Below are 15,080 nucleotides of genomic sequence, written 5' to 3'. Positions count from 1 at the left end.
ATCAAAAATTAAAATTATGAAACTTAAAATATCAATCCTTATAGTATTGAGTTGCGTTTTTCTTGCAGGCTGCCGCAAATCATTCCTGCAACAAGACCCTATCTCCACAATCGCAACCACAAATGCCTATAAAACAGTGGGCGACTTCACTTTGGCCTTGAGTGGTGCCTATTCCTCACTACAAGGTGGTGGCATTACAACAAATAGCTATGTCTTCAGAGAAATTACTTCAGATAATTCGCTACCTGTAGCATCGGGTTCGGTAACAGACCAGGATGAATTTGACCGTTTTTATATCCGCACGACAAATCCATTTATCCTCTCGGCCTGGAATGATGGTTATAATGCAATAAACCGTGTGAATACTATTTTAGGCAGAATTGATCCGGTCTCGATGGATCAGGCTTTAAAAGCACGCTTTATTGCAGAATCTAAATTTATCCGCGCGGTGGTGTATTTCAATTTAGTACGCACTTTTGGTGATGTACCTTTAGTACTCAATGAAATTCCGGACCCTGATGAAGGATACAATTTCGGAAGAAATGCTGTAGTGGAGGTTTATGCGCAGATTGAAAAAGACCTGACCGAAGCAGAGGCTGTCCTTCCGGTAAGCTATACCGGAGCAAATATTGGGCGGGCGAGTAAAGGTGCGGCAAAATCGCTTTTAGGAAGAGTACTGCTCACTCAAAAAAAATACCCTCAAGCTTCAATTAAATTGAAAGAGGTCATTGATTTTGGTATCTATTCTCTGATGGATAATTATGCAGATTATTTCCGCGTTGCAAATAAAAATAACAGGGAAAGCGTTTTTGAGATACAATTTAAGTCTGGAGGCGCTGGAGAAGGAAACCCATGGCCAAATGCTTTTGCGCCTCAGAATTCGGGAAATGTGGTTATCGCTTTTGGTGGAGATGGAAATAATCAGCCAACTAACGACTTGGTACAGGCCTATGAGGCAAATGATGATCGAAAAGGTGTTACCTTGGCGACGAGTTATGTAAATGCCGCCGGGGCAACAATTCAGGGTAATTTTGTAAAAAAATATTTTGATGTACCAGTTGCTAAAAATGATAACGGCAATAATATACCTTTGATTCGCTATGCCGACGTATTGCTAATGTATGCAGAGTGCTTGAATGAACAGGGCTATCAGCCTAGTGGCGATGCATTTCGTTATCTAAACCTCATTCGCATGAGGGCTAAACTTCCTGCAAAGACAGCTGTGCAGCTGCCTGATCAGGCGTCCTTCAGACTAGCGATGGAAGAGGAAAGAAGGGTTGAATTCGCATTCGAAGGCTTGCGTTGGTATGATTTGGTTAGAACAGACAGGGCAATACCGGTCATGAATTCCAAAAGAGCACTCTTTGGCATTGTTAATCCTTTGACGGTGAATAACCTGATTTTTCCGGTACCGCAAAGCCAAATTGACATTAACAGTTCAAAAATAAAACAAAACCCCGGTTACTAAAGCCCGGGTTTAAGGATTAAGGTTTATATATGAAAGCAAAAGTTTTAGTTTTACTTGCAGGAATCTTTTTACAAAATCATCCAACCAGGGGACAACAGGCTGTAAGTTACCCGATGCTGGAGTCTCTTAGCCGTTCCCATGATATAGGTCTTGGAGACTGGGGGCCCTATTCAAAAAAATATGCGGGCATCTCCCACATTCCGGATATGGCATCAGGAATGCGGTTTGATTTCTTTGTTGCGCCTGGCTATTACCGCAACAAGGTCCTGATCCCGAATGTGAACTTCGAATCCGGATACTTTCCCTGGCATGCGGATTCAAGGCAGGGATCCTATAGCTACCGTTATGAACTGGAATGGAAAGACCGGGTATATGTAGATGTCAACTATCAGCTGATAGGTAAAGATAAGGTCCTGGCTACCATAAAATGTGTAAATAAAACCCTGCTTCCACAAAGCATTGCCCTTAACTTAATGGGCAACATGAATTATCCTGATCTCTGGCCCAAACAAAAACTTGAAAAATCTCAGGATTGTATTTGGATAAATGCAGTTGATTATAAAAACATATCCTTTGCAAATGCGCAACCTAAGGACAATTTAGTTACAGACGGATTGATGAACGGTGAGGTGAGAGGCGAGGATTTCCTCGATGGCTCAGCACTAGGAAAGAGATTTGTTCAGACTAAAGGAAATCAGGTAAGTTATCAGATCCCAGCTCAAATAAAAAAAGGATTTGTGAGATTGTTTTTCATTGGGCCGGCCGGTACGAGCAGCAGCATAGATGCTCAGGGAATGATAAATCAGGAACTCCTGCTAAAGGGAACAGGTAAAATTAATTCGGTTGAGGTGCCTTTTGATGCTAAATCAGGCGCTGAACTTGTGCTTAAGTCCCTTAAAGGTGATGGAATAGAAATTAACGGCCTGTTATTTAGCGAGCTAAAGGGAGCTGATTTTTCACTGGTGGATAACCAAAAGGCATTCACTCCCGAAATTAAGGCAAAACCTGAAAAGCGTCAACTTGTATTAAGATACAGAGATGCTGCAGGATATTATGGCATAGCCTGGGAGGATGCTTTATTTAAAATCCGTGAAATTCGCAACGATGAGCTGGATGTATATTTTCGGAAGGTTGTGCATAATCATGTGGACAGCATACTACGGGGAAATTATCAAGGGCATTATGAGAATGTTTTCATTAGACCGATTGTGTTAGCACCTGGCAGTGAGAAAACACTACGCTGCCTGATTACTTCAGGTACTAACCTATCAAAAGTAAATTCCAGCCTTGACAGCCTTAGCTTAATAAAATTTAAGCCAGGTGTATTAACCTCGGTCCCTTCCTATCTCCCATCGGGAAAGAAGTACGCCTTTAGCCAGAAAATGATTCAGGCGGCACTACAGGAAAACATTGTTTATCCCATCTATACACAAAGAAACTATATTCGCCATTACACACCAGGAAAGTGGTGGAACAGCCTTTACACGTGGGATTCTGGCTTCATAGCCCTGGGATTGAATGAGTCAGATATCAATAGCGCAATACAATGCATCAATGCCTACACCACTGAGGTTGGAAGCCAGTCTGCTTTCATTCATCATGGCTCTCCCGTACCCGTGCAGGTGTACGCCTTTTTAGATTTGTTGAACAAAACCCAGTCTAAAGAGCTCAGGGATTATTTTTATCCGAGGCTAAAGCAATATTATTCTTTCCTTTCTGGCAAACTTGGCAGCTCATCCACCCGTAAATTAAAATCGGGACTATTGAGTACTTGGGACTATTTTTATAACTCTGGAGGATGGGACGATTACCCGGCGCAGGTGGGTGTCCATGCACAAAAACTTGAGCACTCAGTATCGCCCGTTATTACAACCTCTCAATGCATTCGCTTTGCGAAAATACTGCGGATGATAGCAAAAAAGAATGGTCATGATGCTGATATTCCCCTCTATGATGAGGACATTAAAGCATTTTCGCAGAGCCTTCAAAAATACAGCTGGAATGAAGCCAGCGGCTATTTTAGCTATACCCGACATGATTCATCGGGAATGCCAATAGGCCCATTTAAATACAAGGACGGCACCGATTTTAATATGGGCATGGATGGCGCCTACCCTATTCTTGCAGGAATATGCAGTCCTAAGCAACAATCGGTTCTGCTTGAAAAACTTTTTTCTTCAAATCATATGTGGACACCCTATGGAATGGGTGTAGTCGACAGGTCAGCTCCATATTATCTTAAAGATGGCTATTGGAATGGAGCGGTCTGGATGCCCCATCAGTGGTTTATCTGGAAAACGATGCTTGATTTAGGAAAACCCGAGCTGGCCATGCAAATTTCTAAGACAGGACTGGAGGTATTCAGAAACGAAACGGAAAACTCCTACTATACTTTCGAACACTATTTATCTCAAAGCGGCCGTGGCGCAGGCTGGCACCAGTTTTCGGGGCTATCCACACCAGTGATGAGCTGGTACAACGCAAATTATAAATTAGGAACTGTAACCACCGGCTTTGAAATCCTACTTGAAAAAAGTATTTTTAACAAATCGTTTTCAACCTACCAGGCGCAACTTAGTTTTGATGAATCTACGCCAGCGCACGTAAGGAGCCTCCTGGTATGCTTAAACCCATCTTATTCATATCGGGCACTTTTTAACGGCAAGCCTATAAAATTAATCCAGCCTTACCCTGGTCTTTTGCAGCTTAACCTTCCCGCAACTAATCAGGCAGGGAGTTTGGTAATCCAACGCATGTAAATTCCATTTAATTATGCTGTGCTAGAAAACGAAATTATTGCTTTAAAGCTACAACTTTAGTAAATGCCAAAAAAAAACGCTAGGAAAATAAATTCAGAATTCTTCTGCTATCAGGTGAGTATTTTACTTGGCATTTATCATATGAAGAATTGACAATTTGTTAAAAAATTCTATGGCTATCATGATTAAGTTAAATTATCAGGTTATTAATATTCCAGTTAATTCAGGCTTTAATCTGAGGTTTCATACTATAAACTATTATCAAAAAGGTATCCACCTCAGAATGACCCTTGATGTTTATTTCTGCATTTAGAGTTTGTTTCAAGTGCTGGCTTAAAGCCTTCAAAGCGATTTATATCGGATCTCAAGCTTTTGTCTCCATATAAATATTTATCTTCCGCTGCAAGACAACTTATTGAATGTCGGAACGAATGGAATGCGCTTTAGAGATTTGAATAACCAAGTCCTCATGAGGAAAAAAGCTCATTTATACTAACATCTTTTTTACTTTTAAAAGTAAAAAGCAGCCCATATAAATATATAATACACATTAACTAACCAAATTTTTCAAGAACTACAAATAGTCGCTTAGTTTTCATGGGGATACGTTAAATTTTCAAGGCATGTTAAAAATTAAAATAGAACGGAATAAACCATCCGATTTATCCCGCTACAAACCAAATAATAAACCCATTATCAATGATCAGATACTGGTTTAGTTCTCAATATTAGGGTAGATTCCCGTTTAAGCCCTTTTGGGGGAATCTAGTTAATGAAAATGTTGTTATATTCCTTAGGTGTCATTCCAGTAATACTTTTAAAGTGTCGATAAAAGTTCGAAACATTTTTGAAACCACACTCAAAACATATTACCCCTATTGGATATTTATTTTCTATAATCATTCTACAAGCGTGACCTATTCTCACCTCCTGCAAAAATTCGTTAAAGGTTTTATTTGTTAATATTTTGAAATATCTACAAAATGAGGTGATACTCATATTGCTTATTGCTGCAGCATGTTCGAGTCCAATATCTTTTTGGTAATTCTTGATAATGAAATCAGTGATTCTGGAATGTCTGGAATCGTGTAAATCAACATCAGGTGTGAAACTGGACTTTGTAGAAATTTCGTGATAATCCTCGGTTTCGGATAAAACAGAAAGGATAGAGAGCAATATCACAATTCGATCCATTCTGGTGGAGTTTACTGAAGACTTCATTAACATCGCTAATTTGTTATTGGTAGCGCCATAAAACATCATTCCGCTTTTCGCCCTATCCATCAGCCGGCTTAATAAATGAGCTTCAGGTAAGGCCAAAAAAAATGAACCCAAACAATTCGCTCCAAAATGCAGCACAATTGATTCGTTAGTATTGGAATTACTTTCAAAATCATGCTCATCAAATTGCCATTTGTGCGGCACCTGCTCACCAATAAGAATGATCTCTCCTGCTGAAAATGATCCAATGTCATGACCAATAAATCGTTTACCACTTCCCTTAATAATATAATGGAGTTCGAGCTCGTCGTGATAGTGCCACTTCGATAAGTTGAGTGCATTATCGTTTTTCACACTATATGTATTCCTTAATGGTAAATGAATCTTTTGAAATTGTGCCCTCATAATTCAAGTTGATTTTTTAGCGGTGTACAATAGGTTGATATTGAACACTTAAAATTCAGGTTAGAAATTTTGTAAACTGCATTTAATCCTTAACAATCACAAAAATGAGATCGTATAATAGACAATTAACATACAAAGTTATCTATGTTAGAAAACTGGGAGGGTAAAAAATTGTTCGAATAGGTGTTATTATTGATATTTTCAACTTAAAAAGCCACCCTAAAGGCATTTTGAACTAGAAATCAATTCTCTGGCTGGCGATTAGAAATAAAATGGCAATTAGGATTCTAACTTTTTCTTAAGGTATGCCGAAGGGGACATGCCGAATTTATCCTTGAAGCATCTGCTAAAATATTTTCCATCATTAAAGCCAACAGCATAAGCGATGCCGGAAATGTTGTTTTCCCCGGCATCCAGATATTCCTTCGCTCTTTTTATTCGCATGTCTTTTACAAATTCAACTGGCGCGACATCGGTTAGGGCTTTAAATTTTTTAAAAAAAGCCGACCTGCTTATTCCAATTGTTTCTGCAACTAAATCGATATTGAAATTCTCGTCTGCCATCTTTTCACTCACTATTGCGACGACCTTTTTCAAAAACAATTCATCATGGGTTGTGATCACCACTTCTGTTGGATAATGAAGTAAATTTTTCTTTCCCGATACGATATTTTCGAAAGCTTTCGCCCGCCTTCTTATCAAGCCCCTGATTGAGGCCATCAATAAATCATTATTAAATGGCTTTGCGATATACAGGTCAGCCCCAAATTCCAAGCCCGCAATTTGGCTTTCTATGGATTGTTTTGCAGAAAGCAAAATGACGGGAACGTGACTGGTGATAGCATTAGATTTCAAACTAATCAACATATCCAAACCATTCATCACCGGCATCATCACATCGCTCAGAATCAATTCGGGTTGAATTTCAATAGCACTCTTTAACCCTTCTTCACCATTTTGGGCGACCCGGACCTGGTAGTGTTCGCTCAGCTGAATCTTCATAAAATTCCGAAGATCATCGTTATCTTCAACTAATAATATCAGCGGCTTATTTTCATCCAGAATTTGAACGGTTTTATGATTATCACAATCTGGATACTGGAAATTTTGTATGACCGCCTTTTTTACTTTTTGATCTGCAACCTCACTTATAATGTGAGCATTACCACATAGCAGTTGAATAGTGATTGTTAAGCCCTTATCCAGGTTATTGGTTGCCCATATTTTACCTCCATGTAATTCTATAAGTGCCTTCGAAAATGCCAATCCAATTCCTGTACCGGAAGGAAGCTGACTTTGCAGATTAGTTTGATAGTATAACTGGAAAATTCGGTCAAGCTCTGTTTCAGCAACGCCTTCTCCCTGGTCAGCAACTGTAATGGTGAAATAATTATTTTCAGGTTGAAAATCGATTGTGATGTATAAATTACTGTTATCAGGACTAAACTTAAAAGCATTTGACAAAAGGTTATTCAAAACCATATCTATCTTATCGATATCAATCCAGGCATAAAGAGTATCTACGGTTGAAGAGATATTAATTGAAATATTCTTTCTCATTGCCTCACCAGAGAAAAAGCCAGTTGCCTGTTTTACAAAAGAAACAATTTCAACTTTAGATATGCTAAGTTCCAGCCTGTTGTTTTCTACTTTTCTCAAATCCAGAAATTGGTTGACGAATTTCAGCATTCGCTCTGAATTTTTTCGTGCGAGCAATAAAAATTCACGCCCCTGATTAGATAATGTCTCTTTCTTTAAAATTTCTTCTACGGGATTCAGTATCAATGTTAGTGGGGTGCGTAGTTCATGTGAGATATTTGTAAAAAATTCCTGCCTTAAATCCGCTACTTGTTGCTCTATTACTATCTTATTGCGTAGCCTAAGCATTGTGAGGGCTGTACTTCGAATTATGTGGAACAACATTCCAGCTACGATTAGGTAAAATAAGTAAGCCCACCATGTTTTCCAAAAAGGTGGTAAAATTTCAATCTCTACATACCTGTAAGGCAAATTCGAATAGAGATCTGGATTTGGCGATTTCACTTCAAAAACATACTTACCCGGCGCTAAATTGGTGTAACTTACCTGCCTGAGGTAATGATTATCTTTCCAATCAGCCTCGAACCCTTTTAAACGGTAATAATATTGCAGTTTCTTTTCAGTTTTAAAATCAAGCGTGGTAAAACTGATACTGAAGATGTTCTGATCATATTTAAGTGTAATGGGAGTTGCATAAATTATGTGTTGATTAGACATTTCCCGCTTATTAAAATACGAAACATCTTTATTATTGATCTGCAGTTTGGTGAATACCAATTTTCCTTTTGTTGGAAGAGTACGAACCATCCCAGGATTAAATTGAACAATACCATCGACAGCGCCAAAAATAATTTCTCCACTGGGAAGTTTGGCCGTTGATCCCTCAGAGAACTGTTGAACGCTTAAACCATCTTCCCCATCAAAGTTTCTTAAACTGTATTTGTCCGGATTGATATTGGTAATACCATTCTGAGTGGTTAACCACAATCCAGTCTTTGTATCACCGTTTATACTCAAAATATAGTTGCTTGCAATACCATCACTAACTGTAAATCTTTTAAATTTAAGGTTGTGCACTGATTTTGACTGGTATGCAAGATTCAAACCCCCACCAAGTGTAGCTAACCACATTCTGCCCGCCGAGTCTCTATAAATATCCTGAAGATCATTATTTCCTAAACTCGCAGGATTACTTTCGCCGTATCGATAGGTGCTTACTTTATAAAGGTTAGGATTATCTCCCGGGGCATTCAGAATAAGTAAACCATCTGATGTCGCCGCCCAGATATTTCCATCTTTATCTTGCTCAAGATTTCTTATAAAGAAAAATAATTTTTTAGGATAATTTTTAAAACTGTTAAACCGGTTTAGGAAGACGGTATTTTGATTTTGTGTAGCAATCATATTAATTCCATTTGAGCCGGTTGCAACCCAAATCCTTCCACGATTGTCCTCCAAAATATCATAAATAACGTTGCTACTAAGACTAAAAGGATTACGCTCATCATGCACATAATGCGTTAATGTATAAGCAGTTCCCCTATCATCTTTCGGTTCGGCTTTAAATAGGCCGTCCTCTCGCGTTCCAAACCATAAATTTCCTTTTGAATCTTCCAAGATGCAATAGATTCTGCCTAAGTCATTTTTAGGATAATTATCGAAAGGTAGAACCAACTTTTTATTATCCTGATAACAATACAACTTCCGGGATTTTGTTGCCACCCAAAGTCTTCCAAGCTTATCGCTTAATATTGCTCGGGTTTCATTTTCTGCCTTTGAATGACCATCTAAAACAATTTTTTTTAATGGGAAATCATTTCTTTGAAAAGTAATTTTATGTAAACCCTTGGCTTCCTCACCTAACCATAGGACTCCATTGCTATCATAAAAAACTCCATTGATGGTATTCATAAAATCGCTGTCATCTTCCTTCGAATCAAAGGTGAATGGCATCATTTCATTTGACGTGTTATCATAGTATGCCAAACCACCGCCTTTCATACATGCCCAGACGAATCCATTTTGATCTTCAAAAACCTTAAAATAATCTTTGGAATTGTTAACAGATTCATTTCTTTTCCGACTGAATACTCGAAAAGTTTTATCAAGTTTATGAAATCTGACAACCCCCTCTTTGTCCGGCTCAAGCCACAAATTGCCCCATTTATCTTCATAAATTGATAACAAAGGTCGATTCGAAGATATTGTATGCTTACTAATCACATTCATTGATTTATCCAGTATAAGAATTAAACCTTCTGATGTGGTTGCATAAAGTTCTTTTCTGTTGCTCGAGGCGAGTAAACCATTAATCGAATATTCCGAAAGTGTCTTATATAGAAACTTCCCAGTTCTTTTTTGATATTTGATGAGCCTACCATCTTCGGTTCCGAACCAAATAAAGGCTGAATCCTGGGTAGTGCTTTTAATACCGCGACCGGAAAACAAATGGGATGCTAAATAAGGTTTATTAGAGTTTCCGGTTTTGGCAAGAACGGTGAGCCCTTTATTTGTCCCAATCCAAACCTTTGAATTAGCATCCTCCTGAAAGAAATTCACTATGTTAGATTGAATGCTTGCATCTTTTTTTGACTCAGCCCTATAGTTGTGATAGACTAACTTTGAACTGGTGTTTTCTGCAATATAAGTTACACCATGATCTTTGGTGAAGAGCCAAACCCCACTCACTCTTGAAGGAACAATATTTAAATATTCTACCCGTTCTCCATTGCTCATGTTTTTGGCGACAGGCAGGAAGTGCGCAGTCTGTTTATCAAAGCGGTAAACAGTCCTATCCTTTGCTTTAAGCCATAAATAATCCTGCTTATCTCCTACAATTTTATCAATTCGGTTTATTTTAGAGGATGATTGGTCATCTACTTTCGCTCTGTAGGTCACAAAATCATGTCCGTCATAACGGCAAATCCCATCCCATGTTCCAAACCACATGAAGCCCTGCTTATCTTTTTTAAGACTTAAAACAGAGTTATGGGGCAGCCCATCTTTGGTGGTATAGTGGGTAATTCTGGGTTTTAGCTGGGCAAGTACTGTTCCGGCAGGAAAACACATTAGGTAAACACACATGACGCACTTCAGTATGCTGTTCATATCGAAATTAAATCTGAATATTATGGGAGGATTTTTGCCCCATGTTTTTGATTATTTGATTAGTGTTTCTAAGTTAGTCAATTGAACAACATTGCAAAACAGATTGGGTGTTTTTTTCACTAAAAGCTAGTTTGTTCTCCTAATCACTTTAAATTTTAGAACAATAATAACCATAAGCGCCGATTGCTTAATAAATATCACTGACTACACTCCAGCATTTTCTTTTGGGGAAACAGGAAAAAACATAACTATCCATGATTCCAAAAAACACCTGAAGTTAGTGCATGCGCTATTTTGGGCCTGAGCGTGTTTCCAATATAGCTGGCCTTTGAGGCTAATTTTGAAATAAGCATCACTAATCAGTAGAGCCTTAAAATTAATCGCTCCTAAGGAATTGTTATTGGTGGCTTTATTGTATGGACCTCATTCAAAATAACTCGCTGTGTGAACTACTCACCCGGTGGTGTTTAGTCTTAAGTTAAATGACACTACTTTTTATCAAATTCTGCTGTGGGGAAATACCAAAACTACAGCGTGAGAGAATTGATTGGTTTAAAATCATCAAATGATAGTGCTCAAATGAAAAGCACAAAAGATACATACCTAATAACCGAGCTTAGTCTAATTTACGATCACTGGTGCACATCTTTCAATGATTTGCCAAATTGGTCAATTTGTACAAAAACATGGTAAGAATGCATACACAAAGCGACACTTCTTTCTTCAATTTTATGAAATTAACAGCAATATTATTTTTCTTATATAAATACTCTTTTTACTAACAAAAAAACAGGCAACATTTGGACATACCTCGTCAGTGTTTTGTGGCACCAAATATTGTCCGATAAAGGCGATTTGAAAAGGAGGAATTTACAATTTACTTTAAGAAGAAGATATGACGAGATTGACATCTTTTATAATCATTGTTGCCCGTCTTATATTATATGAGACACTTGAAATAAAATGTTAATCTATGAAAGGCTGGTGGTAATACGCGCAAAAACTTAAATAACCAAATATGAAATTTTTACAATTCCTTCAATGGGCATCATCTGATGGCCCTCCCTGTCCGCCTTTTAGTTTTGGCAAGTTTGGAAAAATTATTCCTGCGTTGCTATTGTTCAGGCTTTCCTCAAAACCACATATCCAAGCACGCAGTGTTTCTCAATCCATGCTTCTGCAAATATCAAGGATGCTATACAGCTGTCCCCAATTTCACGTATCATGGCAGCATCTATCTTCTCGTTGAACATTAGAAAGCTTAATACAATAGCGAACTTCTAATTTTAAGTACTAATCAAATTTCTAATTCTATTCCTTAGGAATCAATTTATAACAATTATAATTCAAATATGAAATGAAAAAACTTTTACTATGCTTATTACTGTCCGTTTTTACGGGGTTTGTATTTGGCCAATCCCGAAGCATCACCGGAACAGTAAAAAGTGCTGAAGATAATGAACCACTTGCCGGGGTGAGCGTACAAATAAAAGGCAGCAACATTAGTACACAGACTGATGCGAACGGCCAGTTTTCTGTCAATGCCGGTAGCATTCAAAATGTGGTACTAACCCTAAAGTATGTCGGTTACCTCTACCAGGAGCGCGCCTTTCGGGCGAATGAAAATAGCTGGGAGGCAAAACTGGTGCAATCTAGTGAAACCAATTTAAATGAGGTGGTTGTAGTGGGTTATGGAACCCAGAAAAAGATACATCTTACCGGGGCGGTATCCCAAGTTAATCTAAAGGCCGTTGAGGATATCCCCACCACTAATCTGGCATCTGCGATACGTGGTACATTGCCTAATGTTAGTGTATCAGGTGGTGACGCAAGGCCTGGTGCAAACGCCTCCATCACTATTCGTAACCCTCAATTTGGAACGGTAAGAAATACCACTGACCCCCTATATATCATTGATGATGCCTTTCGTACCTTACAGGATTTTAATTTACTTGATCAGAGTGAAGTTGAAAGTCTTACCATACTTAAAGATGCTTCTGCAGCAATATATGGCATACAAGGTGCAAATGGAGTAGTCATTGTTAAAACCAAAAGAGGCAAGACCGGTGCGCCAAAAGTAAATTACTCCGGCTCATTGGGTTTAAGCGATGCTACACAACTACCTACTATGATGAGTGGTATAGAACTGGCCACTTTTGTAAACGACTATTACCAGGCTGCTAATAATTATACTTTAAATGATTTAGGTGTTTCACCAAGCGGCACAAGAGTCCCTGGTTACTATACGCCTGATGAACTTGCTTATTTTGCTGATCCTGCCAACAATACAAACTGGTTATCCCAGGCATTTAAAACTGCAGTTTTGCAGCGCCATGCGGTGGACATTAGTGGAGGGACCGATAAGGCTACCTACTTTGCGGGGGTAACCTATGTGAATCAGGGATCTAATTTCGAGGGGGTTAAATCCGACAGATGGACTTACCGGGCGAGTGCTGATGCTAGGGTGGCAAACGGTCTGAGTGTAGGTCTATCATTAAGCGGCGCGATTAATGAGAACACTAAGTATTTATTTAAGCAGGCTTCTACAAGTGATAATGATGATTTTCTCTCCCTATTGAGGGTTGCTCCTTGGCAAAAATATTACATCGACGGGAATCCTGTATTATTAAGTCAGGGTTCAGGTGCGGTGAAGGAGAATATTAATTTCTTCGCCATTCAAGCTTCTGATAATTATGCGCTGAGCAGGACATACCTTCTAAATATTAATGCCAATATAAAATATGATGTTCCCTTTATTAAGGGATTAAGCTTAACGGGAACCTATAATAAGAATTACAATATTGCCTTCGGAAAAGAGTTTGGCACCTATACAGATTTTTACCAATATAGCGGCATGGGCACAAACAGACATATTCCCGGAGGCACAGTTATTAACACTCCAAGAATAACCAATAGTGACAGAATCCGTATCAACCCCACCTTCGCTAACAATTATCAACTCAACGGCATTGTTAATTATGCCCGTAAGTTTGGCAAGCATGACCTATCATTTATGGCTTTGTATGAACAGGCTGAGCGGTACTCCGAAGGCGTTGTAGCCCAACAAGACGGCATATACCCTAACGGGCTGGATAACTTTAACTTTGCTTACGGAGAGAAAGAAGCTCATCAAGTGGGTTTATTACGAGAGTATGGCCGATTGGCTTATGCCTTCCGAGCTAACTATAACTATGCAGATAAATATCTGTTAGAAGTAGCCTGGCGTGCAGATGCAAACACAAATTTTGCTCCTGGTAAAGAATGGGGCTATTTTCCTTCGGGCTCGGTGGGCTGGGTAATATCAGAGGAATCTTTCTTTAAAAAAGGCTTGAAATTTATAGATTATTTGAAAGTAAGGGCATCTGTGGGACTTTTGGGTAATGACAATAGTAACGCCTTCCAGTACCTTCGCAACTACCAGTTTGCGATTGGTCATGCTGCGGTATTTGGTCAGCCGACTGGTCCTCGTGGATCAACTGTTGAGCCTAGCATCTTACTAGCCAATGCGGATGCTAAGTGGGATGACAACCTAAAAACAAACCTTGGTATCGATGCACAGTTTTTACGTAACCGGTTATCATTTACCTTGGACGGATACTTTGAGCGTCGCACCAACCTTTTAACCCAATTGTCTGCAGCTGTCCCGTTTGTGGTGGGTGCAAGGCTTCCGGTAGAAAACTATCTGGACATCGACAATTACGGATTTGAAATTTCAGTTGGCTGGAAAGATAAAATAGGAAAAGACTTCTCTTACAACTTCACACCATTTTTTTCATGGTTTGATGCGAAGAACGTTAAGATCGATCAGCAAGCCGGGCTAAACGGCACATACCTTGACAGGAATGGAAGATCAACAGATCTGGGTGCACTTTGGTATGACTATGCCGGAATGATCCGTACGCCAGCGGATGCAGATCGCGTGAAAAATGAAATGGCTGCAGCAGCTGGCATTAACCCTGCTGATGTGCGTATTTTAGGCTTGGTACCTCAGCCGGGCATGTTGTATTATAAGGATAAAAGAGGTCCTATCGATGCAAATGGCCAATATACTGCCCCTGATGGAAAGATTAATACTGAAGACCAGGATTACGTTAAGCGTTCAGGTAATAATTATAATTTGGGCTTAAACTTAGGTATTTCATATAAATGGTTCAGCCTAAGCGCGATTACAAGTTTACAATGGGGTGGCAGCACTTTTGTTGAAGGCGATGCATTTGGTTATGCCATTAGTAGCTCAACAAATATAACCAACCGCCCGGAGTTCTGGAACGACCATTGGACCCCTGCCAATCCCAATGCAGCTTACCCATCCCCTTATTTCAGGGAGTCATATAATGTAACATCTCAGTTTTGGGAAAGAAGTTCAACAATAATGAGACTAACTAACTTAAATTTTTCATATGCCGTACCGAACTCGATTGCAAAAAAACTGGGAGTTGCCAGTATAAGAGCATATTTCAATGGACAAAACCTGATTAATTTTTATAATCCGTTTAGTTACAGAGATAACGGAGCGCCTTATACGGTCTATCCTGTATTGAAAAATTACTCATTTGGATTAAATGTCGGATTTTAAATAT

At 39.0% G+C, this 15,080-nt stretch carries 5 protein-coding genes; 3 read left to right on the top strand and 2 right to left on the bottom strand.

Translation table 11 applies throughout. From position 1 onward, the window contains the following. Positions 1-16: 16 nt before the first annotated feature. Entirely contained in the window at positions 17-1,468 is a 1,452-nt protein-coding gene (locus ACO05K_RS04745; RefSeq protein ID WP_421943310.1) for a RagB/SusD family nutrient uptake outer membrane protein, read from the top strand. Between the two features lie 29 nt (positions 1,469-1,497). Next, positions 1,498-4,227 carry an MGH1-like glycoside hydrolase domain-containing protein gene (locus ACO05K_RS04740; RefSeq protein WP_421943309.1) on the top strand — a complete coding sequence of 910 codons (2,730 nt, stop codon included), beginning with the start codon at positions 1,498-1,500 and terminating at the stop codon, positions 4,225-4,227. Between the two features lie 765 nt (positions 4,228-4,992). Here the strand turns inward: ACO05K_RS04740 and ACO05K_RS04735 are convergent. Together ACO05K_RS04735 and ACO05K_RS04730 are read right to left on the bottom strand one after the other, a co-directional pair. After that, entirely contained in the window at positions 4,993-5,853 is an 861-nt protein-coding gene (locus ACO05K_RS04735) for an AraC family transcriptional regulator (protein ID WP_421943308.1), read from the bottom strand. 279 nt (positions 5,854-6,132) lie between these two features. Next, positions 6,133-10,500, bottom strand: a complete 4,368-nt coding sequence (locus ACO05K_RS04730) for a two-component regulator propeller domain-containing protein (RefSeq protein ID WP_421943307.1) — start codon at positions 10,498-10,500, stop codon at positions 6,133-6,135. Positions 10,501-11,857: 1,357 nt separating this feature from the next. Between ACO05K_RS04730 and ACO05K_RS04725 the strand changes: the two genes are divergently transcribed. Further along, positions 11,858-15,076, top strand: coding sequence for a SusC/RagA family TonB-linked outer membrane protein (locus ACO05K_RS04725; RefSeq protein ID WP_421943306.1), 3,219 nt, complete (start codon positions 11,858-11,860; stop codon positions 15,074-15,076). Positions 15,077-15,080 lie beyond the last annotated feature (4 nt).

Source organism: Pedobacter sp. (genome assembly GCF_965227205.1).
In the GTDB taxonomy this organism is placed as follows: domain Bacteria; phylum Bacteroidota; class Bacteroidia; order Sphingobacteriales; family Sphingobacteriaceae; genus Pedobacter.
Note: the sequence above shows the minus strand (reverse complement) of the source record. Positions and strands in the feature narration are given on the sequence as shown.

What these genes read in the sequence shown, in the direction of transcription:
- ACO05K_RS04745 (WP_421943310.1), top strand. Translation starts at nt 17, where the DNA reads ATGAAACTTAAAATATCAATCCTTATAGTATTGAGTTGCGTTTTTCTT.
- ACO05K_RS04740 (WP_421943309.1), top strand. Translation starts at nt 1,498, where the DNA reads ATGAAAGCAAAAGTTTTAGTTTTACTTGCAGGAATCTTTTTACAAAAT.
- ACO05K_RS04735 (WP_421943308.1), bottom strand. Translation starts at nt 5,853, where the DNA reads ATGAGGGCACAATTTCAAAAGATTCATTTACCATTAAGGAATACATAT.
- ACO05K_RS04730 (WP_421943307.1), bottom strand. Translation starts at nt 10,500, where the DNA reads ATGAACAGCATACTGAAGTGCGTCATGTGTGTTTACCTAATGTGTTTT.
- ACO05K_RS04725 (WP_421943306.1), top strand. Translation starts at nt 11,858, where the DNA reads ATGAAAAAACTTTTACTATGCTTATTACTGTCCGTTTTTACGGGGTTT.